The organism is Flavobacterium sp. 1355, assembly GCF_017833415.1.
GTDB lineage: Bacteria > Bacteroidota > Bacteroidia > Flavobacteriales > Flavobacteriaceae > Flavobacterium.
Genome location: NZ_JAFICC010000005.1, coordinates 148,958 through 172,011, shown reverse-complemented (window position 1 = coordinate 172,011; position 23,054 = coordinate 148,958). Strand labels below are relative to the sequence as shown.

Here is a 23,054-nt window from a genome sequence, read left to right as displayed (position 1 = left end):
AGTATTTTTTAAAATCACGATAATTGATTAACTTGCTGTAATGGGATATACAAAAATTTTTCACATTGACGATGACGCTGATGATATTGAATTCTTTCTGGCGGCCGTAGAGTACCTCTCAGATGGGGCAAGCTGTTTTTCTTTTACCAATTCTGTAAAGGCACTGCAAAAACTGACAAGCGGCGAGCTTATGGCCGACATTATTTTTCTGGACCTCAATATGCCGATTATAAACGGGCAGGAATTTCTGGCTGCCTTAAAATCGACGGCAGGCTTAAAGGATATACCGGTAATTATGCTTTCTACATCGTCGGATGCTGCAGCAGCCCGTAAACTCAAAGCTGAAGGAGCCAGCGGTTTTCTCACAAAACCTACCAGTATAAAAGAACTTTCGAATCTGCTGCGTCCCTATTTAATCCAAAACTTATGAATATCGAAAACCAACAGGAACTTTATTTATTAGTAAAAAGCGCTCCGGTGGGCATCTGTATTTTGGATGCCGGGTCCCTTATAGCGGAAATAGTAAACGAAAATTATATAAAAGCAACCGGAAAGCCGCGCGAGGCCATCCTTGGGCATCACCACTGGGATACATTCGCCGAAGCCCGCCCCCACTACGAGGCTGCACTGGCCGGTGTTATAAAAAGCGGCGAGCCTTACTCGGCAGAGGAAGCCCAGGTCACACTCGTTAGAAACGGCAGAGAAGAGACCGTCTATTTTTCTTTTGTCTATTCCCCACTAAAAGATGCTGCCGGGAGGGTAAAAAAAGTCGCCATCTGGGTTATGGACCAGACCCTGCAGGTTATCCAAAGACGTAAGGTGGAGGAAAGCGAAGAGTTCTCCCGTACGGTTTTTTACAATTCCCCGGTGGCCAAACTGGTTTATATGGGACCTGATATGGTGCTGCACCAGGCCAATGAGAAAATGATTGAAATATTTGGCAAAGGCGACTCGATCATTGGCAAACCGATAATGGAAGCAGTGCCGGAGATGAAGCAGACACACCTCTTTGGCGTTTACCAGCATGTGCTGAGCACTGGCGAGATCCATACCGAAACGGCATCTCCCATTATGTTCATACAGAATGGATCACCTTATCATGGCTACTATGATTACACCTACAAACCTCTGTATGACTCCAAATGCAAAATTTATGGTGTTATCTGTACGGCTATTGATGTAACTCAGGAGGTTATTGCGCGCAACAAACTCGAGGAGGCAGAACAAAGCATGAGGGGCGCGGTTGAACTGGCGCAGCTCGGTACCTGGAGCATTGATGCGGCCACGAATGGGCTCACCTATTCCGACCGCCTGATCGAGTGGTTTGGTTTTGATCCGGCGGCAAAAGAGTATAATAAAGTAATACCGATTATCTCTGATGAAGATCAGGAAAGGATAGCAAACGCCGTAGCATGGGCACTGGATCCTGAGTCGGGAGGGCTGTATGATGAGACTTACACAGTGATTCATCCCACAACGGGAACGAAAAGAATATTGCATGCCCAGGGTAAAACTGTGTTTGATCCCGAGGGCAGGCCTCTGCGTCTGAACGGAACCGCCCAGGATATTACCATCCGGATGGAACTGCAAACGGAACTGGAAAACCAGATACAGCAGCGTACCGAAGAGATCGGAGCGGTTATAGAGGAACTAAGGGCCACAAATGAAGAATTGGAAAACACCAACATGCAACTCATACATTCCAATGGGGAACTCGAGCAATTTGCCTACATAGCTTCCCATGACCTGCAGGAACCGCTTCGCAAGATCAGCACCTTTGTACAGCTGCTCGAGGGAAAAATCACAGCACATCTGGATGAAAAATCACAAGGTTATATCCATAAAATAAAGGATGCCACAAGCCGTATGGGCAAATTAATCCGTGATGTCCTGGCCTACTCTGCCCTTCCGAAAGATGATGCCGATTTTGTGGCCGTCAGCCTTGAAGATACCGCCAAAAATGCGCTGGAAGATTATGATGTGGTGATGGAGCGCACCGGGGCTAAAGTGACCTGGGATACCCTGCCGGTCATAAAGGGCATTCCACTGCAGATGTCCCAGCTGTTTTTCAACCTTATCGGGAATTCGCTAAAGTTTATACGCCCCGATATACAGCCTAAAATCCATATCCATTGCAGTATTGCCTGCGATGAAGAGATTCGTTCAGTACATCTTAAGGAAGGAATATCCTATTATAAGATCCAGTTTACCGATAACGGGATTGGCATGAAGCCCGAAGACACCCCGAAAATTTTTAATATATTCCAGAAGCTGCACGGAAAAAATGAATTTGCAGGCACGGGAATCGGTCTGGCCATGTGCAAAAAAATCGTCCAGAACCATAATGGCGAAATTGATGCTAACCAAAGCAATGAGAATGGAGCGGTATTTAACGTGTACCTGCCGATACTAAATCCCTGATTATCAGAAATATAAAAAGCCGGCAACAAAATAAGTGACCAATAGAAGTCTGCTTTTACTTAAATTTATTATATCGCACTTTAAAAAATTACCTTACATCCAAATCAGCAGCCCTATAGACCTGCCTCTGATTTTTCCTAATAGTAAGCTAAGTGGTAATTACCTAAGATAAAACGATATACTTTTATCGGAGCGATTTGGATGAGTGCTTAACAGGCAGAAATATAGTATAGCCAAAGAACATCAGATATTGTCGCTGGGTGGTCCGGTTATTCAGGCAATTTATATTTTTGGCGCTTTCAGCTGTTTAATTGCTGTGTTATTGCTACCCAGGTCATCATAAAAGGAACCTCAATAATTAAAATGCCTGTATGAAACTCTTTGCCGCCAGCTGTTCTGGCCCTACTATACAGCCACGATTGCTTTGCCAGTTCGCTTCGCTCCTGTGCAGTGAAATCCTTTTGTGCCGGGGTTCGGCACAAAAGATTGCTTGGCCAGTTCACCACGCTCAGCTGGAAGGTATAGCGGGAAGAGCTTCTAAAAAACAGCAGCAGCAACTCCCGCCAATCCAAATCCCCTTTTCAATAGCGTGAAGTTGCAAAAAGTCTCTTTTAAGCAGCCTAAAATCTAAAGCAAAAGAAACTTTTTCTTTTCCTGGAGGGTCCCAACAGGATTCATCGAGAGCACTTCCCGTAGCAATGATTTGAGTTTCTCAAAAGAACTGGGTTTGACCGCATAACAGGTAGCCCCGAGTTCTGATGCTTTCTGTATATTTTCCGGATCACTGCTGGTGGAGAGCATAATGATGCTGACTTCTTTAAGGCCTCCTGAAAGATTTCTTATCTCCCGGAGACATTCCAGTCCTGACTTGCCGGGCATGTTGATATCCAGGAAAATAAATTCGGGAAGCTCCGAGCCGGAAAGTGTAAGCAGGCTATCCATTAAATGCATGCCATCCTGCTCCTGTCTTAGGATAACATCCTGGTCAATTTCGCTCAGCGCATCAGTAAAGAACTCCCTGTCATCGCTGTCGTCATCGGCCAGGTAAATAAACCGCTGGGAATTGTATTTTTCAAATGCCATTTTACTATACTTTATATTAACGGGTAAAATTAGGAAGCTGCTTTGGACAAACAATTCCAAAGTAAAGGCACGTGTCATTTTAAAACTGCAAAATGATATCCTGAATTTGATAAGGGGAGTGTAAAGGTAAGGTATAATTCAGAAAAAACACATTAAAAAAAAATCTTTTTACCTTTTCTTAATCTTCCTGTTTTTTAAAGTTTTCAATATTGGCGCGCCTTTGTGCTGTAAGAAAAAAATGGCTAATCAAATTTGTTATAAATTAGAACATACCAATACTGAAATAATGTTATAACCTGTACTAATTTTGTAGTGTATAAATGAGAAAAGACTATGGAAAGGGCAGTTGTGCACATCGATATGAATACGTTTTTCGTGTCCTGCGAAAGACTGACTAATTCCGAATTAAACGGAATACCGCTGATCATCGGCGGAGGCGAAAGGGGTGTTGTGGCCTCGTGCTCTTATGAAGCACGTCGTTTTGGAGTGCGCTCCGCGATGCCCATCCATATGGCCATGAAGCTTTGCCCACAGGCCAAAATCATGAAAGGTGACATGGAATTATACTCACGCCTTTCCCATGACATCACCGCGATCATTCAGGAAAAAGCGCCCGTGGTGGAAAAGGCCAGCATCGATGAATTTTATCTGGATATTACCGGCATGGACAAATTTCATGGCAGTTATAAATGGACAAATGAACTTGCCCGGACCATAATTAAAGAAACGGGCCTTCCCCTCACCTTTGCGCTTTCCATCAATAAAACCGTATCGAAAATCGGGACCGGGGAAGGCAAGCAGAAACAGAACCTGGAGATACCCCAACAGCTGGTGCAGTCTTTTTTAAATCCTTTGTCCATCCAGAAAATACCCATGGTCGGGGAAAAAACATTCCAGCTGCTCTCGCGCATCGGGATCCGTAAAATCCAGACCCTTTCGGAGATGCCCTGTGAGGTCCTGCAGCAGATGATCGGCAAAAACGGCGTCGAGCTATGGAAAAAAGCCAACGGCATCGACCATAACCCGGTAGAGCCTTATACCGAAAGAAAGTCCATATCCACAGAACACACCTTTTCCCAGGATACCATCGATATTCCTAAGCTCAAAAGGGTACTATTGGGTATGGTGGAAAAGCTGGCCTTTCAGCTCCGCTCCGAAGAGTGGCTGACCTCGACTGTTACCGTTAAAATCCGTTATGCCAATTTTGACACCGAGACCAAACAATGCCGGGTGCAGTATACCTCAGCGGATCATATCCTGACCCAGTCCGTTACGGACCTTTTTGAGAAACTCTACCAGCGCCGCATGCGGCTGCGCCTTATCGGGGTAAGGTTCAGCGGACTGGTTCGCGGCACGTATCAGATTGATCTTTTCCAGGACACCCAGGAAATGCTCGCTCTCTACCAGGCTATGGACCGGATGAAAAGCCGTTATGGTTTTGATGCTGTGATGCGTTGCGCCGGGGCATCGTTTAAACCCAACAATAAAAATGAAATCTTAAAACGTAAAACCCGTTAAAATGTATCTCAATTGTCATTCCTTCCACTCCCTGCGTTATGGCACTATTCCCCTTGGGGACTTAATTGCGCATGCTTCCGCCTGCGGTGTCACCGCTATGGCACTTACCGACATTAATACGGTAACGGGAATTTATGATTTCATAAAAGGATGTGAGACCGCAGGTATCAAGCCTATTGTAGGGATGGAATTCCGCTGCGGGTATCAGCTGCGTTACATTGGTCTGGCCAAAAATGCATCCGGTCTTGCCGAAATGAACCGCTTTTTGACCCGACATAATTTTGAAAAAACAACCCTTCCAATCTCTGCTCCGGATTTTAAGGATGTTTTTATTATTTATCCTTTCGGGAATGCGCCGGATCTGCTAAAGGAAAATGAATACATCGGCATTCGTCCCGAACAGCTTCAAAAACTGGTATTGTCCCAGTGGAAAACACGGCAGGAAAAAATGGTCATTCTCCAGCCGGTTACCTTCCGTACCAAACGGGAATACAACCTGCACAAAATACTCCGGGCCATAGACCTTAACCTGGTTTTATCGCGGCTTACCGCGGATGATTACTGCACGGATTCCGAAGTAATGGCACCACAGGAAACATTATTGTCCTGTTATCAGCAGTACCCGCATATTATCGCAAACACTCTCAGGATCATTGACCAGTGCCACTTTGAATTTGATTTTGCAACGCCCAAAAACAAGAAATTTTATACCAATAACCGCAAGGATGATATGAACCTTTTGACCACCCTGGCCAGGCAGGGCCTGGAATGGCGCTATGGGAGTCATAATGCTGAGGCCAAATCCAGAATGTTCAAGGAGCTTAAAGTTATTGACCAGCTGGAGTTCAGCGGTTATTTTTTAATTACATGGGATATCATCCGATTCAGCAACTCCCAGGGCTTCCTTCACATCGGCAGGGGAAGCGGGGCCAACAGTATTATTGCTTATTGCTTAGGGATAACGGATATCTGTCCTTTGGAACTGGACTTATACTTTGAAAGGTTTCTAAACCTGAACCGCAAGAGCCCTCCTGATTTTGATATTGACTGGAGCTGGAAGGAGCGCGACACCATTCTGCAATACATTTTTTCGCGTTATGGTTATGAGCATGTAGCTTTCTGCGGCACCAATGTGGAATTTAAATACCGTTCCATCTTCCGGGAAGTGGGAAAAGTTTTCGGGCTTCCCAAGGAAGAGCTTGACGTGCTGGCTAAAAATCCGATGGAGCTTCATTCCGCCAATAAGGTTGTCAAACAGGTTCAGGAATACGGAATGCTTTTGGAAAAGTACCCAAATCAAAGGAGCATGCACTCCTGCGGGATCCTGATCTCCCAGGAGCCTATTACCAATTACACGCCCCTTGAAATGCCCCCAAAGGGTTTTCCAATTGTGCTTTTCGATATGCATACAGCCGAGGATATCGGCCTTGAAAAATTTGATATCCTGAGCCAGCGTGGGATAGGCCATATCGATGACAGCGTGAAACTGATTGAGAAAAACCGCGGCATCCGCCTGAATATCCGCGATACCTCGATTTCAAAAAACCAGGCCAGCTGCAATGCGTTTTTGGGAATAGGCAGAACTATCGGCTGTTTCTATATCGAAAGCCCGGCCATGAGAGGGCTCCTGCGCCGTTTGAAATGCAACAATTATAAAACTTTAGTTGCCGCTTCTTCTATCATACGTCCCGGTGTTGCCCAAAGTGGAATGATGAAGGAATACATTTTCCGCCATAACCATCCCGATAAATTCGAATACTTCCATCCGGTCTTCCAGGAGCAGCTTGGGGAAACCTATGGCATTATGGTGTATCAGGAAGACGTAATCAAGATTGCCCTGCATTACGGGGGCCTGCCCGCTGCAGACGGGGATATCCTGCGCCGTGCCATGTCGGGCAAAGGACGTTCCAGGGCCGCACTTCAAAAGGTGAAGGATAATTTCTTTGCATCGTGTAAAGCGCAGGGACACCCGGAGAAACTCAGTGAGGAAATATACCGCCAGATCGAATCTTTTGCCGGATACTCGTTCTGTAAGGCCCACTCGGCATCTTATGCCGTGGAAAGCTACCAGAGCCTTTATCTCAAAGTGCACTACCCGATAGAATTTATGGTCGCGGTCATCAACAATCAGGGCGGTTTTTACCGCACAGAGGTCTATGTGCACGAGGCGAGAATGTCAGGGGCTTCCATTCACAATCCGTGCGTGAACAAAAGCGAGTTTGAAACGACGCTTTACGGCTCGGATGTCTATCTGGGGTTTATGCACCTGCAGAGCCTGGAATCAAAAATAGCCCTGCTTATACAGGCCGAACGGGAAAATAATGGCCAGTACCAATCACTGGAAGATTTCATCAACCGCATTCCCATCGGTATTGAAGGGATACAGATCTTGATTTTCATCGGTGCTTTCCGTTTTACGGGCAAGACAAAAAACCAGCTGCTGGTCATAGCACGCCTTATACTGGTGAATTTCAAACCCGAGAACAGGAACCTGATGCTGATTCAGCAGCCCGTTAAGGAATATAAACTCCCGGAACTGGAGCGTTCCGAATTTGAAGATGCCTTTGATGAAATTGAGCTTTTAAGCTTTCCCGTCTCGTGCTCTCCCTTTGACCTGCTGCAGACCAGATTCCGCGGTGATGTAATGGCAAAAGACCTTTTGAAACACCATAAAAAAACAGTCCGCATGCTGGCCTATCTGATATCCCGCAAGCATGTACCCACCAAGATGGGCGCCATGTACTTCGGTACCTGGATTGATGCCGAAGGGGAACTCTTTGATACGGCCCATTTCACGGGAAGTCTCAAGGAATATCCTTTTCAGGGCGGGGGCTGTTACCTGCTGCTGGGACATGTGGAAGTGGATTATCATTTCCCCACTATCACGGTTAGCAAAATGGCCAAGATGCCTTTCATTGCCGATCCCCGGTATTCGAACTCTGATGAGCGGCAGTTCAAAGTGCATGGACAGCTGCGCGAGGATGTGTCAATGACCGACCGCCAGCCCTACCCGCAGGAACACGAAATCAACCTGCCGAGGCTCCGGATGAGCCATTAGGAACCTCTTTTATGGGATTATTTGGAATGCTTTATAAAGAATGAACAATTTAAAACTTATGAAAATGATGCTATTTGATGATACCGAAATTTTTTCATCAGGCAAAGGCGGCAAAAGAGTATTTGACGTCCCTGATGCGGATCTGATGCTGATTGATAATTTTTTCAGTAAGGAAGAATCCGATTATTACTATAATTTTTTATACCATACCACCCAGTGGAGGGAATATGAAATGCCGATGTACGACAAGGTGGTTACGGCCCCCCGAATGATATCATGGTATGGGGAAACCAGCAGGACTGACCGGAAATCAAACCCCGATTGGCCGGTTCAGCTCCTTGAGATCCGCCAGCGTGTGCAGCAGCATACCCATATTGAATTTAATGCCGTACTGCTTAATCTCTATCGTGACGGCAGTGACGGGGTTGGCTGGCACAGCGATAAAACCAGCAGCACCAACAAGGACATGAACATCGCATCGGTAACCTTTGGGGAAACACGCCTTTTCCGTCTGCGCCATAAAACCCTCAAACACCTTGCGCCAATTGAAATCCCGCTGCACCATGGTACCTTTCTGCTGATGGCGGGCCATACGAATACCTATTGGGAACATCAGGTGCCCAAAACCCCCAGGGATGTGCTGCCGAGAATCAATCTTACCTTCCGTCAGGTGAGATAAGACATTGGCATTGAATGGCCGGAACGTGATTTCGTTTTTCCCTCGGATCATTCTTGTTTCGCCAAAGAGCGCTATGGAACCTGAACATTATGCTGCTCTTTATCATTGCAATCCTGTAAAAATCAGCGATTATCCTATAACAGGATTCTTTCACTGTTATGGTAACTTTAGCTAAACTATTAAATGCAAAAATCATGGATGATAAAACAAAAACAGGAAAAGCAGATGATTCGCAAATCAATATAAACGAATCCTATGAGGTGCAGTACTGGTCTGAAAAGTTCAATGTACCGCAGGAAACATTAAAAAGTGCCGTGAGAGCCGCAGGCACAAAAGTGGATGACGTCAGGGACTATCTGGCAGAAAATAATTAATCATGCCATGGCACAACGGGGATTATCCCCCATCCTATAAAAACCAGCCTGCTGAGCTAAGGGAAAAGGCAGTAGAAATAGCCAATGCCCTGCTTCAGGACGGCGTGGAGGAAGGAATTGCAATAGCCACCGGGCTCAAACAGGCCCGCGAATTGTTGAAAAATCATAAAGAGAAACCCTAAAAAAACCGGAGATCACGGAAAACTGTCCGACATTTAATTCTTGCATGATCATTACACCTTAATCCTGAAAGAATTTAGTATTTTTATAATGGATTCTTTTCAGGATTTTGGTTCATCTCAAGATTTAAAATGCGCCTGATACTGTCCCAAAAATGCCGTCTTCCCCATAGTAGAAAACAAATGACTGATCCGATTTTAGAGAACCTTAACCAAAAGCAGCTTCAGGCAGTGATGACTACCGAGGGGTACGTGCGCGTGATTGCCGGGGCCGGATCAGGAAAAACAAAAGCACTGACCTCCAGGTTTGCCTATATCGTGGACAGGCTGGGGATCAATTCCTCCAATATCCTGTGTGTGACTTTTACCAACAAGGCAGCGCAGGAAATGAAAAAAAGGGTGAAAATGCTCATAGGCGATACCTATGACGTGAGCCTTATCACCACCTATCATGGTTTTTGCGTGCGGTTTCTGCGAGAGGAAATAAACAAGATCCAGTATCCCAAAAACTTTATCATACTGGATGCGGAAGATCAAAAGACGATCCTGCGCGAGGTATTTAACGAACTGGACATCAACTCCAAAAACCTGACCTTCAAACAGGTCCTGCAGTTCATTTCCAAATCAAAAGGCACCTCTGACTATTTAAGCTACATTCTGGCCAATAAAAGTTTTGAGGGCGAAAAGACCGAGGATTTACCGCTTAAGGTATTCCATAAATATCTGGATAAACAGAAAAGAAATTATGCCCTGGATTTTGACGACCTCATACATTTTACCGTTTATATCCTCAATACTTTTAATGAGGTACTTGTAAAATGGCAGGAAAATATGCATTACATACAGGTTGATGAAGCGCAGGACAGCTCCGAGAGTCAGTTTGAGCTTGTGGAGATGCTCTCGCGTATTCATCAGAATTTATTTGTAGTGGGCGATCCTGACCAGACCATTTACGAGTGGCGCGGGGCCAAACCCGAATACCTGGTGGATTTTGACAAAATGTTTCCCAACTGCGAAACTATCGTCATGAACCAGAATTACCGCTCCACGCCCAATATCCTGAAAGTGGGAAACCACATTATTAAAAACAACAGGATCAGGATCGACAAGGATATGATTACCGAAAAGCCTGCAGGGTTTGAAGTGGTCCATTTTCACGGCAAAAATGATTTTGAGGAATCGCTCTGGGTAGCCTCGGAAATCAAGGAGATCCTTAAAACCGAAAAGGCCAGGTACTCCGACATCACCATACTGTATCGCGCCAATCATATCTCCAGAAACATAGAGCAGTCCCTGATCAGGGAAAATATTCCCTACACCATTTTTGGAGGTGTTAAGTTCTTTGAAAGAAAGGAAATAAAAGATGTTTTGTCCCTTTTAAGGCTTATTGTCACGGGTGATAATATTTCGTTCCTTCGTATGTTCAACCATCCCTCCCGCGGTCTTGGCAGGAAGTTTATGGAACGCCTGAGTCATCTGGCACGCGAGCAGAACCTTTCCCTTCTGAGAGCGCTTGAACAAAACAGTACTGACAGGGAACTGGCTAAAAAAGGGGCCTTTGAATTTCTGGATTTGATCGCTGAACTTAAAGAGCTTGCCAAAACAAAATCCATATCGGACCTGGTCAAAGAGATACTGGAGCGAAGCGGACTGGCCGCGTTGTACCGCAAAGACGGCGATGAGGACCGGCTGGAAAACATCAAGGAGCTGGTCAGCTCCATGCTGCTGCTTGAAAAAGAAAATAAAGCGCCTGTCAATGTGGAAGAATATCTGCAGGAAATTGCACTCTACACCGACTTGGACACCCATAATGAAAATCAGGACAAGGTAAAACTGATGACCATCCACATTTCAAAAGGATTGGAATTTCCGTATGTCTTCCTTTGCGGTTTCACTGAGGGTGTTCTGCCAAGTGCGCTGTCCATAAAAGAAAGAAGAAGCCGCGCGATTGAAGAAGAAAGAAGGCTTACGTATGTGGCGGTAACCCGCGCCGAGAAAAGATTTTACATCACCGACTCCGAAGGGTATAATTTTACCACGGGGCTCAATAAATATCCATCGCGTTTTCTCTTTGAAATCAGCGAGGAGTTTTACATCCGTAAAGGCAAATTAAGTCCTGAAATCCTTCAGGCCTCCAAAGTACCGTCCAGAAACTCCGATGCTGAAAATACGGAACTTTTTGCTGTCGGGGATCTGGTTTTCCATTCTGTATTTAAAAAAGGGCAAATCAGGGCAGTCAATCCGGATAAAAACCAATACACGATCTACTTTTTTGAAATTGGCAGGGAAAAGCCAATTGACTTTAATTTCCGCTTTCTGCAAAAAGTAACCGACCACTCCATTTCAGGATCCAATGAAACGGTTGGTACTGATGCTGCACAGGATTTACGATCCCATTTGAAGTCCCAAAAAAATCCATTTGAGAAGGGCCTCAATGCCCTTTCAGATGCGGAGCCATCAGAGGACCAGCAATTCGGTAAAGATGTAAAAGCTGCTGCAGGCGGGCATCTAAGTGCAGACACTGCTGCCGATACGGTTAAAAGCAAGGATAAAAAATGGTGGAAGTTTTGATACCGATTACGCCGCCTTAGATTCTGGTAACAATTCATAATACCGCAATACACTTCACTACTTGAAAACAGATACACTGTCCTCAAGCTGCTCCCTTGCAATAAATGCCGCGATAAATTCCTGTACTTCCCCGGCCGCTGCTGATTCAATATCAAAAGAATTGATATGAAACTCCTCATCCTGGTCCAAAATGTGTATGATCTGGGTGTAGCCCTTTGAGATCAGACTTCCTTTTAATTTAATAATATTGGACTGCTGCCTGCCGTCAAGCTGTTTTCGAACCTTCAGCTTCATCCCCTTTTCCATTTCAATTTAATTTAAATAATACTGATGCTGTCTGGTATCAAAAATAAAATTATTTACTGAATTCTAATTGACCATTCTATAAAATAAATGGATAGTTTCATTATTATTCTCGCGGCCATTGGCTGGCTATTTCCGCACCTGGACAGCACTTTATTAGTGCTCCGGATTCTCCATCCTGCTGATGATTTTATTCACTTCCGCTTCCGTGTTTTGAAGCCTGGCCTGGCAGAACTCAATAAGCTCTGATGCCCTTTTGACTTTTGCAGCCAGCTGGTCAACGGATATTTCTTCGCTTTCTATTTCTTTTGAAATGGCTGTCAGCTCGGACTTTGCCGCCTCATAGGTGAGTTTCTCTTTCATCGTATTGTATTTTTTCTTTAACGGTGCTTTTAAGTTTTGCGTCTCTCAGTATCACTTCTATCTCCTGCCCGGCTTCTATGTTCTCGGCGCTGCTGATAATTCTGTCATGCACTTTCACAATAGCATAACCTTTGCGAAGGATATTATGCGGAGACATCATTCGGATGCTTTTATGGTGGTACTCCAAATCAAGCTTCTCACGGCGAAGATACTCACCCGCAGCATTTTTTATGCTGTCTTTCACATACAGTAAATCATTTTTTTGCTGCTGAAACAGCATTCTCGGACGCTGCGCCAGCTGCTGTACAGTTACCATAAGTTTCTTGTGGTGGTCATACAAAACAGCCCTTGAACCACTTGCAATCTGATGGTTGGTACGCGTGAGTTTTTCGCCGTGCCTCTGTACCAATTCCTTTGCATTGCGGGAAATAGCGTTTTTAAGCTCGCTTAACTCTTTGTAATGGAGATGAAAAAGCTGCTGTGATTTGATGACAATATTGTGCTGAAGCGAAAGTATCCCAAGCTCAAAACCTCGGTTATGGGCAATGATAAACTCTGCCGCCCTGGTTGGGGTTTTGGTCGGGGTATGGGCCATGAGGTCCGTTATACTGATATTTTTCTGGTGCCCGATACCGGTGATAACCGGAATGGGAAACTTGGCCACTGCCCTTGCGATATTGTAATTGTCAAAGATCAAAAAATCAGATTGGGACCCTCCGCCCCTGTTAATCACAACGGCATCATAGGGTATACCGGTAGTATAGATTTCAATGAGTTTAGTCAAAAAAAGTCTGGCATTGTTATCTCCCTGCACAACGGTATAATATTCATCGATCCGGAAAGCGTACCCGAAATCATTATGCTGCATCGTGTGGCGGAAATCCTCATTTCCGGCCGAACTGCTCGAAGAGATTACAGCCACCCGCTGGATTACAGCCGGAAGTCTCAGCCGGCTGTTAAACGTGGAGTAACCATCCCCTTCTTTTTGAATAAAATCATTTTCCCTGACCAGGCGCTCCAGGGTGGCCTTTCGCTGCTGCTCGAGTATGCCCAGCATAAAATTGCTGTCGATATCCAGCACACTCACAGACAAACCGTACAAGGGGTGATAATCCACGCTTACCTGAACCAGCACATGCAGGTTGTTGGTAAAGGCCTGTCCGGTATTTTTTTCAAACTCCTCAATACGAACAGCTCCCGCGCCCCATGATTTTCCCATCATCCTGGCGGTGATCGCATTGCCGTCCTGCGCTTTTTCGACCAGCTCAAAATAGTGGATCTTTTTATCTGCTTTATAGGAATGATTCGTGATATCGGCCAGTACCCAGAAACGCTGCGAGGCAAAACCTGCGCTGATCGTATCATGGATCATGTCATTAAGCGCTGAGAGTCTGATATACTGCTGGGATTCCATCGGCCGGGTTTCTTACTGCCTGCTAAGGTACTACTATTAGACGAAAATCTCAAAAGGCTGAAAAGTATAGTCTGATTTTCATTCCAAACGGTTAAAAGGGCAGCTGATGAACGATTTGATACCGCATAGTGCCCTGACTCTGGGAATAGTTTATCCGGGAGATCACATCAGATGAATATGAAAAAAGCGGCGTAAGTTTAAATTGGGCCTTTCTAAAATATAATCGAAATAATGGGGGTCAAACGGTTGAAATGAGTATTTATTTTATAATGAAGCCTACAGCAAATTTTGGCTTTAACAAAAACAAACGGCGCTATAAGGCGCCGTCATCTGCAAAGGAATAAAAGGATTCCGGGGTTATGATCAGATGATCCAGAAGCAGGATATCCAGAAGCCTGCCGGCCTCGCCAACCTTTCTGGTAATGCAGGTATCGGGCCGGGAGGGTGCCGTTCTGCCTGAAGGATGGTTGTGGATCATGATAATACCTGTCGCACCCGCTTTCAGGGCAGCTGAAAATACCAGCCGGATGTCCACTACCGTTCCGGTGAGGCCTCCTGAAGATACCTCATACAGGCCCAGTACGGTGTTGGACTGGTTGAGCAGCAGTATCTTAAACTGCTCTATAAATTCGATCTTATCCGGATCCCAGCAGCGGACTGCCAGTTGATAGGCTGATCTGGAAGAAGTGACCTTTGGCCTGTGGGTATTCTTAATTCCCGGTTTGTATACCAGCTCGATTTCTGAAACGATTTCCCATTTGCTTTTTGCTGTAGTTTTCATGATGCTATTATTTAAGATTAATTATAGCACCCGCTACGGGCAAAGGAAAGCAAGCGCAAAAAGCAACGCAATAAAGCAGGCCCGGCCCTGCATTTATGGGGGAATTTTTTGCAGCGAACCGCATCCGCCGCCCGACCTTTGTGATGGAATTAAACGGTAATTAAAAGGCCCCCAGACTTATAAAGGCACTTTCAAGAGAAGTAAAAGATAATTTACGTATTCGATAAATTATGCTGATTTCATAATTAGAGCAATTATTATCCTCCCAATAAATTCCTAACTTATAGCGCGAAGAGCTCCTAAAGAACGTAATATATCATTTCAAATCACGTACCTCCATACACCAGTATCTCGCTTTTTAAGCGCGCGACCGATGCGGGTATGAGGTCTTAATGTACACAAACTACTATCGTATTCCGGCTTTTGTAGATACTAAATAGATATCCCTATATCCGGCAGTAGACATTATTTATATGTAAAATATACTTTTTTTCCCACTGCCATAACTACTTTTGATAAACTAAAAAACAATTAGCAAAGAACACTTTCAAAGATTTTTAAATAGTGGTTTATCAATGTCAAAATTTTAGATTATGAAATCAAATCCGGAGTTAGGTACGTTTATACGAAAAAGCGCAGTATCAAAAGCATTTCTTTATTTTTCATATGTAATACTTGTTTTATTTACAGCAATTAGCCTTTTTATTTATTTTAAAGCAATTAAACCTGTTAACGAAGGCACTATGAACTTTTCAGGGAATGTTAGTATTTTATATTACTGCATCGTTTTTATTATGGCACTCGGCCTGATTATATTTACAACAGCACTTTATCTATCAAAAGGATCTGTATTTTATTTATACCAAAATGCTATCGTTATAGCTAATAAAGGCAGTAAGGAAACTTTATATTTTAAGGATATAGAAGATGTTTATTTGTTTACTTCCGGCAAACGGATATTTGACATTAATAATATTGCGGTACGAAAAAACAGTACAGCCCCGTGGCATCCCATTTCTGCAAGATATTCAGATATCTATAAAGTAATTGCCTTTATACGATCAGCACACCGTTCTGTTAATGTGCCCCTACTTTTGAGAAAACTCGAGGAAGGTGAAAGCGCGACTTTTACTTATGTTGATTTTAAAGATTTAGCCATGAAACAATTTATGGCTATAAATACCAATTCGTATTTAAATATAAAAACGAAAACGATATTGCTATTTCAGGATAAATTAGTTTTGGATTCGCAGGTTATCTATTTTAAAGAAATTCACCATTTTTCCATTACCGATTTGACCAATCAAATTCAGCTTGTCAATAATAATGACGAAACAGTGTTTAAAAAATCATACAATTCTGTTTTTAGCACCGATACTTTTACAGCCCTGTTGAATGAATTGATCAATAAGAATAAATTCAAAGACTAATATTTCACTCCAAAACATCAATTGGTTTATAGGACTTAAAAAATTAATTTTTCCTATAGATGACCTAATTTCCATAATTAAATTCAGATCGTATATGCTAATTTTTATTTATCAAATTATAACGAAGCCTTTACAAACAAAACCAATCATTGGCGAAGCCTGTCCTGTCTGCGGTAATAAGGACACAATAGATTTAACGCTGTACATGAGATATATCGCTATGGGAATACCTCTGTTTGGAATGGGCAGGCGAACCGGTGTTTCCTGCACTAACTGCGGAAATATTCTTAAAAGTCCCGATAGCTCTATATTTGCCAAAAAAAAATACTCGCCAAGGGTAGCTCAGGCGATTACTGACATCAGACACAACCATAAAAGAACCCTTTGGCAATTGGTATATCCGTGGTCAATTTGGTTTGTTATGCCATTCCTGATTTTAATATTATGGGGAATTACTTCAATAAATAAAAAAAGGACCGGTGAAAAAGCAAAAGAATACAAAGAATTGCTAATGCATCCAAAACCGGGCGATATTTATAAATCAACATGGGTGGAAAATAGTACGTCCGGAGGAGTATTGGTAAAATTAATGCGTATCAATGGTGATACCATGTATATCGCTAAAACAAAAAAAAATATTCCGCTTAGTTTTTCTCAGGATGAATGGGATAAGCTAGAGGCAGATGCCGGGTCATTTGAGAGTAAAGAATATAAAATAAAGAAATTTTCGGCATTAAAAGAGGCAAATTATGGTGACTTTTTCATGTATAATAATGATGAAAACGGAAGAGAATACCCTAAATACCTGGGCGCGGTACTTAATAGTAAATGCGAAATGGATCTGGGCTTTGAAACTATATATCGCAAAAAATAAATTTTCTCTTATTTAAAAGTACAATCAGAAAAAGCCAGAATATATACATAAGTTTCCTGGGCTTTTTTGTAATAAATCTGAAGTTAAATGCTTTCATTAATTTTTTAAATTACCTCACTTTCAGACATTAAATTTTAATAATAAAGTTTCATCAAGCCCCAATAGCAGTAAAATTCTTTTGTGCAGAGGTCCGGCAAAAAAGATTGGAACGAATAGCGGGAAGAGTTCCTAAAAAATTAATATACCTAGAATTTATAGTTGAATTTAATGCCTTATTAATTTTATTTTGAGCTGTCCAACAGCAACAAGTTGTACGTTGTTGCATATCAGTCTTATTAAGGAAGTCGTATGGGTCGCGCCTGGAAAAGTGGGTGGTACTGTATTGAGATAGGCATTGAGATAAAACTAAAAAATTCAATACAAAAAAACTACATAGGGTAAAAAAGAATAAATTTACTTTAAATATTAGTAGTCAATGACAGTAACTTCAAAATTGAAAATTGGGCTTTTGGGGAAAATTATAATCCAATACCAGGAATACGATCCGAAAAAATCGTTGTTTGATGCCGATAATCAAAAAGACCTGGATTCCATATTTCCACTCCAAGTCCAGATTCCGATGTATCTGGTCTTATATTAAAATTTAAATAATGAAAAGCATATTTTCTTTTTTTACTGTAGTGGTTTTATTTGTTTCCTGCAATGAACCAAAGGATACTGATAATTGTCATTACAAAATTAAATTTAAAAATAACACCGCTAAAGTGTTGTACCTATATCCTGCGCAGGATTCAGTCATTCCTGACAGGGACATCAGAACTGATCCTTATTTTAAACCAACTCCTGCCCATGCGGGTAATGGGACTATAGAAGCGGGCACAATTAGGTTCACAGGCGGTGGCAAGCCGATGTGCATTGAAAGCTTATATCCCCTGGAACAAAAGTTTTACATCTATTTACTGGATTCTGCAGCAATTTCCCAAATAAGCTGGAAAGAAGTCGTTGATGAAAATTTAGCGGTTAAACGATTTGACATATCTGTAAAAGAACTACAGAAAAATGATTTCCTTCTTGAATACAGGGAAGAATAATTACACTGATATGCCCAGAGATAGTTTTAAAAAACTTTTTCGGCATTTTTTCATCAAAACATCGTAGACTAATTAATTTAAAACCCTTATTCACAGAAAAGAATAAGGGTTTTTTTGATGCTTACTGGTTCTTGGCGATGAGGACCAATTAACTCCAAACATTAAGTCTCTTATAAAGGACATTTTAGTATGCTGATTGTGGCAGAATCGTGGCACACCCTGCTTGGAGTGGATCTCTTTTTGCCACAAAAAGCTAAGGCTGCTTTAAAGGTATTTCACAAGTCTAAGTTCTATGGCAGAATCGTGGCGCATGACTAATAACGAATAAGGAAGTTCAATAAATTAAAGGCATAACAGATTTAGGTTCGAAACTTTTAGATACGTTGTCTTTTTAGTTTTTTTATCAGGAGGATTCGAGTCCCGTTCCCGCTACTAATAAAAATTAAAAGCCGAGAAATCTAGATTTCTCGGCTTTTTTTAAGGTTCGATAAATCTTGTTTCATTTTTTAGAAGTAAAAACCACCAGTGTTTTCAAGGCAAATTGGTTCGATTCCCGTTAAGTTCAATCTATAAACAATCGACTAACTAACCTCAAAACCAAAAGTAAATCTTTAAAATGGCAATCAAAACTACCAAACTTTTACTATAACATATTGTTCTTCGATTTAGTCTTTTAAGATGAGTTCTGAGTGTCAAATTTTTCCTTTCAATATGATTTGTACCAAAACGCTGTACAGAATGCAGTTTTTCATCAATCAGATATCTGCAATTTTTTAATCGATCTGTAAATATCTTTTTTGCTTCAGATAGTTTTAAAGTTTCTAGAACATGGCTTAATGTTTTATTGGTTCGTTTACCAACATTAAAACTCACAACTGTTTTAGAATTCTTTTCCAGAGCATAAACTAGCCTTTCTTGTGTCTGATGTAAGTGCAAAGCTCATCAACTTCATAAGTTTTACCTCTGCTGATATTTGGTTTGGAAATACCTCTAGCAATTGATACAATTCTTTTCAATAATGTTGTCGTTGATATTTTCAGTATCCTTGCGGTGCTTCTTATCCCTAAACCTTCTTTGGTTAATTGAATAATATTTTGATTCATATCTAATTTATAAGCGTGATATGCATAATTGTCAACTCTGGTTTTCCTGCACACTCTGCAAATATACCTTTGATTACCAGACTTTGTCTTTCCATACTTTATCATGTTTGGAATGTCACCAACACATCTGAAACACCTAGTTTGGTTTGAACTCATTTTTTTCGATTTAAGACAATATAAAATAAAAAAACAACCCGAAGGTTGTTTAAATTTTTATGCGATATTAATATAAATCATTGATAATCTGTAAATGTGTGATGCAATAAATAACCACCAACACATCTGATACATTACCTATTAGGCTATAACTACGTTTACTGCGTATGGACCTCTAAGGCCTTCTTCAACGTCGTATCGTAATTCATCGTCTTGACGTATTTTTTCTGATAGACCTGAAACATGACCAAAAACTTCGTTTTCTCCATTGCTTGGAGTTATGAATCCGAATCCTTTTTCTTCATTGAAAAATTTTACTTTACCTTCTTGAATTTAATGTATTTAATTACTCAAATTTACCGCTTTAAAATTAGAAGTTACCGTTACCAACAGTTATTAAAGCAACAAATCAGTGAAGCTACTTTCAACTTCCCTGATTTGTTTACTACTTTTCTTATCTAAAACTCCTGATATTCAATAGTGCGTATTTCTTTTAAAGCACCGCTGTTGCTATCTTTAATTTTCATTTCGGTGACCTGATTTTTGTTATTGTAGGTATGTTCTATAGTATGTGAAGAAATCATATTGCCTGTGGTAAGTGATTTACGGGTGTAAGCCTGCGGATTGTTGGGCGTAAACAAATTAGTACCTTGGAAACCTAATAAAATATAAGGCACTGTGCTGAGTACCGGACTTGAAATAGAACGCAATTTATTATCATAGTTACTGTAAGTATATTCGAAATCTTCCCCGGCTGTATCCCACACGACACGCTCTATATTACCTGTTGCACTGAACTTGTAAAAGTATGTTTGAACAACGCTATTAGCAGCATCAGGGTCTTTTATTCTTCTTTCTTTTCCGCCATCAGCACGGTAAAACCATTCATAGTTATACGCGAGAACATTATTATAATACAGTTCTTCTTTGGTCATACCGTTACCATCATAATAATAAATATATTTTTCCAACGGTTTTACAGCATCTTCCCAATCGATAAACTGTATTATTTTGCCGTTTTCATAGCTAAAATTTTGTATTGCATTGAGATTCGAATTTTGATTAACAATAACGAGTTTGTTAATACGTTTTTGCGTGTCGTAAGTTATGGTACTAGTTTGAAAAATGGTTCCACTAGCGTTTTTGTACATTACTTTTACAGGTAGGCTTGCAGTTGTAGGTACTGATGCAAGGGTAGTAAATTTAAACACACTACTTTCTGTTTTTGCCCCTTTTGCATCGGTAGCTACTACTTTCCAATAATAGGCGGTATTGTTTTTTAATGCTGTGGCTGGTGTAAAACTAATGGCAGTTAATCCGTTTTGCAACAAAGTGCCAGGATTGGCATTTTTGTCCAAATACACGCTGTAAGTAACAGCGTCGCCATCTAGGTCTGTTGCAGCCTGCCAGCTTAATGCAGGATTTACCGTTATGTTTGTAGCGTTATTTGAAGGTGCAGTAAGCATAAATGCTGTCGGTAGATTGTTGGAAGTCATATTATCGTCATCACTTTTTGAGCAGGAAAAGATCGTCAATGAAAGTATGATTAATAAAAAGTGTTTCATAATGCTGATTGAATTAATTGTTAATTATTTTTTTTATTATATCGGCTTAATGTTCTTGTTTAAATTGATTTTGTTCTTAAATCTTATTTGAAACAATTTTATTTTGTATTGGCATTTTGCATCTACATTTGATGCAATAATAAAGAAAATCTTACAGAGAGCGAGTTTTTAAATATGTTACTTTGTTATTGTTTTGCTATCGCTATACCCAATGATATCGCTTTTTCTGTACCGTCGGTAAGATTGGTCGCCGTGCCATTTTTCCTTATGGTGGATTTGTTTTAAAAACTATCCAGCACTTCGCCAATTTCAACTTTCAGGACCTCGTCTTTTCCCTGTCTTTTTCCTTCTGTAAAAACAGAACGGGTAAAATACAGCGTTTTGTTATCCAATGAAAATCGTGGTTGATATTCCATCGCATTTGTATTTATTTTTGACCCTAGATTAACGGGATTTGACCAGCCATTTTCCGTTTTTTTGGAGAGAAATAAATCGTAAGTACCATAAGCACCTGTTCGATTAGAAAGAAAAACCAGGTATTTTCCATTGCGGCTGACAGCAACATTGCTTTCGGAAAAATCTTTGGTGTTCAATTCGCTTACAGCGACAGGATTTTGCCATTGCCCATTTTTATATTCCGCATAAAAAACATCGCCTTTGCTGGAATAATAAAGATGATTTTCGCTCGTGAGTTCCGGGTAATATTGGTCGATTTCGGTATTAATATTTTCGGGTAAAAGCACAGGCTTCTGCCAATTTTCCTGTTCATCTTTTTTAGAAATAAACAAATCAGGGTTTTTACCAGTTTCCGAAATTCGAAGCAGTGCAAATGTTCCATCGTGACTGATTACAGGATTGGAAACATTAGGTGTTATTTGCCAGATATTCATTCTTTGAGAATTGATAAAACGGCCATTGGAAGCAATTTCTAAGCGATAAATTTCGCAAACGCTTCTATCGGCTGTGCTTCTGGTGGTGTATGCATATTTACCATCAGGCGAAAAGCTAATTCCGTAAGCATCCCCATCAGGAAATGTTTTATCAAAAATCGTTGTTGGCTGTAATGCCGCTAGAGCTTTAAGAAATGAAATATTGATTTTTGTGGAATAGATATTTTCGACCAAATCATCGGCAACTTTTTGTGAGCGGGCAAAAATGAGTGTATCATCATTAAAAACAGTTGGACAGAAATCGTTTTGTGCCGAATTAATTTCTGCGCCAAGACTAATTGGTATCGACCATTGTTCCTTTTGGTTAAAACTGATATAAAGGTCGGCTTGTCCAAAACTCGAAGTATTACCATCCGAAGAAAAAATCATATAGCTTTCATCGCCTGCAATATAGCTATTGCCTTCATCGCTTTTTGTATTTATGGGATAGCCCAAGTTTTCAGGTTTTTGGTATCTTCCGTTAACTAATCGCGACACATAAATATCGTTTCCGCCATAACCTTTTTTATCACTGCGCAATCCAAAGTAAATATTGCCGTTATTTACCATCGTTGCATACGTTTCATTTTCAACGCTGTTTATTTCATTAAGCGGAAAGGGTTTTCCCCATTTGCTTTTATTTCGTTTTACCATCCAAATATCCAGATCTTTATTATCAGTCATATTTTTTTGCAGGCTTTTTCGGCTGTTGTACAAAATGCTGTTTCCATCAGGAGAAACAATCGGATCAATTTCTCTAAATTTTAGATCAGAAAAAAAAGCAGGTTTTGGAGCTTGCCAATTTCCGTTCACTTTTTCGCTTTGCATAATGTGGAGTTTTTTTCTTCCTCCAAAAGAGTTGACGAAATAGGCTGTATTGCCATCGGGCGAAATGGTTAATCCGAAAACTTTATTATTGGAAATAGTTTGGGGTGCAAATAATTCAACCTCCGAATTGATTTGAGCATCTACTATATTATTAAGAAATAAACTGCTGCTCAACAAAAATAGATTTTTGATTTTTCTCATAAGACTGTTCTTTTTTAATTTAGATGCAGCGAGAGGTGAAATCTTACGGTGATTTGTTTCTTTTTTTTTAATTATAGAAACAGAAAAACGCTTAAACTTATCAAGATAAATTTAAGCGTTTCCTATTGTGTAT

At 41.2% G+C, this 23,054-nt stretch carries 23 protein-coding genes; 12 read left to right on the top strand and 11 right to left on the bottom strand.

Translation table 11 applies throughout. From position 1 onward, the window contains the following. Positions 1–40: 40 nt before the first annotated feature. Entirely contained in the window at positions 41–430 is a 390-nt protein-coding gene (locus JOD96_RS08075) for a response regulator (protein ID WP_209563768.1), read from the top strand. Then, positions 427–2,421, top strand: a complete 1,995-nt coding sequence (locus tag JOD96_RS08070) for an ATP-binding protein (RefSeq protein ID WP_209563767.1) — start codon at positions 427–429, stop codon at positions 2,419–2,421. Before JOD96_RS08075 ends, JOD96_RS08070 begins: the two co-directional genes overlap by 4 nt. Before the next feature lie 299 nt (positions 2,422–2,720). On the opposite strand, the gene JOD96_RS08065 is transcribed toward JOD96_RS08070, so the two are convergent. After that, positions 2,721–2,924: a hypothetical protein gene (locus tag JOD96_RS08065; RefSeq protein WP_209563766.1), complete on the bottom strand. Its 204-nt coding sequence runs from the start codon at positions 2,922–2,924 to the stop codon at positions 2,721–2,723. Between the two features lie 124 nt (positions 2,925–3,048). Next, complete coding sequence (locus JOD96_RS08060; protein ID WP_209563765.1) at positions 3,049–3,504, bottom strand: response regulator; 456 nt, start codon at positions 3,502–3,504, stop codon at positions 3,049–3,051. 333 nt (positions 3,505–3,837) lie between these two features. On the opposite strand from JOD96_RS08060, the gene dinB reads away from it, so the two are divergent. From dinB to JOD96_RS08030, 6 genes are all read left to right on the top strand, one after another. Next, a complete protein-coding gene (gene dinB / locus JOD96_RS08055; protein WP_209563764.1) occupies positions 3,838–5,022 on the top strand; it encodes a DNA polymerase IV in 1,185 nt (394 codons plus the stop codon). A 1-nt stretch (position 5,023) separates the two neighbouring features. Then, on the top strand, positions 5,024–8,080 hold the full coding sequence (locus JOD96_RS08050; protein ID WP_209563763.1) for a DNA polymerase III subunit alpha: 3,057 nt from the start codon (positions 5,024–5,026) through the stop codon (positions 8,078–8,080). Positions 8,081–8,144: 64 nt separating this feature from the next. Next, positions 8,145–8,759, top strand: coding sequence for an alpha-ketoglutarate-dependent dioxygenase AlkB family protein (locus JOD96_RS08045; RefSeq protein WP_209563762.1), 615 nt, complete (start codon positions 8,145–8,147; stop codon positions 8,757–8,759). A gap of 194 nt (positions 8,760–8,953) precedes the next feature. Further along, the gene (locus JOD96_RS08040; RefSeq protein ID WP_245188371.1) at positions 8,954–9,133 is read left to right on the top strand and encodes a DUF3606 domain-containing protein; all 180 of its coding nucleotides are present in this window, start codon (positions 8,954–8,956) and stop codon (positions 9,131–9,133) included. A gap of 2 nt (positions 9,134–9,135) precedes the next feature. Continuing rightward, entirely contained in the window at positions 9,136–9,315 is a 180-nt protein-coding gene (locus JOD96_RS08035; RefSeq protein WP_209563761.1) for a hypothetical protein, read from the top strand. A 180-nt stretch (positions 9,316–9,495) separates the two neighbouring features. Continuing rightward, positions 9,496–11,883, top strand: coding sequence for an ATP-dependent helicase (locus JOD96_RS08030; RefSeq protein ID WP_209563760.1), 2,388 nt, complete (start codon positions 9,496–9,498; stop codon positions 11,881–11,883). A 57-nt stretch (positions 11,884–11,940) separates the two neighbouring features. Here JOD96_RS08030 and JOD96_RS08025 read toward each other — a convergent pair whose 3' ends face one another. From JOD96_RS08025 to JOD96_RS08010, 4 genes are all read right to left on the bottom strand, one after another. Continuing rightward, the gene (locus JOD96_RS08025) at positions 11,941–12,189 is read right to left on the bottom strand and encodes a hypothetical protein (RefSeq protein ID WP_209563759.1); all 249 of its coding nucleotides are present in this window, start codon (positions 12,187–12,189) and stop codon (positions 11,941–11,943) included. A gap of 153 nt (positions 12,190–12,342) precedes the next feature. Then, entirely contained in the window at positions 12,343–12,549 is a 207-nt protein-coding gene (xseB, locus tag JOD96_RS08020; protein ID WP_209563758.1) for an exodeoxyribonuclease VII small subunit, read from the bottom strand. Then, positions 12,527–13,963, bottom strand: a complete 1,437-nt coding sequence (gene xseA / locus JOD96_RS08015) for an exodeoxyribonuclease VII large subunit (protein ID WP_209563757.1) — start codon at positions 13,961–13,963, stop codon at positions 12,527–12,529. The genes xseB and xseA overlap by 23 nt, the downstream gene beginning before the upstream one ends. Before the next feature lie 313 nt (positions 13,964–14,276). Then, positions 14,277–14,744 (bottom strand): JAB domain-containing protein, encoded by a 468-nt coding sequence (locus JOD96_RS08010; protein WP_209563756.1) that lies wholly within the window; start codon positions 14,742–14,744, stop codon positions 14,277–14,279. Between the two features lie 593 nt (positions 14,745–15,337). Here JOD96_RS08010 and JOD96_RS08005 point away from each other — a divergent pair. From JOD96_RS08005 to JOD96_RS07990, 4 genes are all read left to right on the top strand, one after another. After that, the gene (locus JOD96_RS08005; RefSeq protein ID WP_209563755.1) at positions 15,338–16,174 is read left to right on the top strand and encodes a DUF6585 family protein; all 837 of its coding nucleotides are present in this window, start codon (positions 15,338–15,340) and stop codon (positions 16,172–16,174) included. Positions 16,175–16,268: 94 nt separating this feature from the next. Continuing rightward, positions 16,269–17,048, top strand: a complete 780-nt coding sequence (locus JOD96_RS08000; protein WP_209563754.1) for a hypothetical protein — start codon at positions 16,269–16,271, stop codon at positions 17,046–17,048. A gap of 475 nt (positions 17,049–17,523) precedes the next feature. Then, complete coding sequence (locus JOD96_RS07995) at positions 17,524–17,688, top strand: hypothetical protein (protein WP_209563753.1); 165 nt, start codon at positions 17,524–17,526, stop codon at positions 17,686–17,688. A gap of 10 nt (positions 17,689–17,698) precedes the next feature. Further along, the gene (locus JOD96_RS07990; RefSeq protein ID WP_209563752.1) at positions 17,699–18,139 is read left to right on the top strand and encodes a hypothetical protein; all 441 of its coding nucleotides are present in this window, start codon (positions 17,699–17,701) and stop codon (positions 18,137–18,139) included. 591 nt (positions 18,140–18,730) lie between these two features. On the opposite strand, the gene JOD96_RS22565 is transcribed toward JOD96_RS07990, so the two are convergent. The 5 genes from JOD96_RS22565 to JOD96_RS07970 form a co-directional block, all read right to left on the bottom strand. Further along, complete coding sequence (locus JOD96_RS22565; RefSeq protein ID WP_317195276.1) at positions 18,731–19,012, bottom strand: IS1 family transposase; 282 nt, start codon at positions 19,010–19,012, stop codon at positions 18,731–18,733. Between the two features lie 32 nt (positions 19,013–19,044). Further along, a complete protein-coding gene (locus JOD96_RS22560; protein WP_317195275.1) occupies positions 19,045–19,398 on the bottom strand; it encodes an IS1-like element transposase in 354 nt (117 codons plus the stop codon). A 141-nt stretch (positions 19,399–19,539) separates the two neighbouring features. Further along, positions 19,540–19,731 carry a cold-shock protein gene (locus JOD96_RS07980; RefSeq protein ID WP_209563905.1) on the bottom strand — a complete coding sequence of 64 codons (192 nt, stop codon included), beginning with the start codon at positions 19,729–19,731 and terminating at the stop codon, positions 19,540–19,542. A gap of 125 nt (positions 19,732–19,856) precedes the next feature. Then, positions 19,857–20,963: an Ig-like domain-containing protein gene (locus JOD96_RS07975; protein ID WP_209563751.1), complete on the bottom strand. Its 1,107-nt coding sequence runs from the start codon at positions 20,961–20,963 to the stop codon at positions 19,857–19,859. Positions 20,964–21,244: 281 nt separating this feature from the next. Further along, the gene (locus tag JOD96_RS07970; protein WP_209563750.1) at positions 21,245–22,921 is read right to left on the bottom strand and encodes a PD40 domain-containing protein; all 1,677 of its coding nucleotides are present in this window, start codon (positions 22,919–22,921) and stop codon (positions 21,245–21,247) included. Positions 22,922–23,054 lie beyond the last annotated feature (133 nt).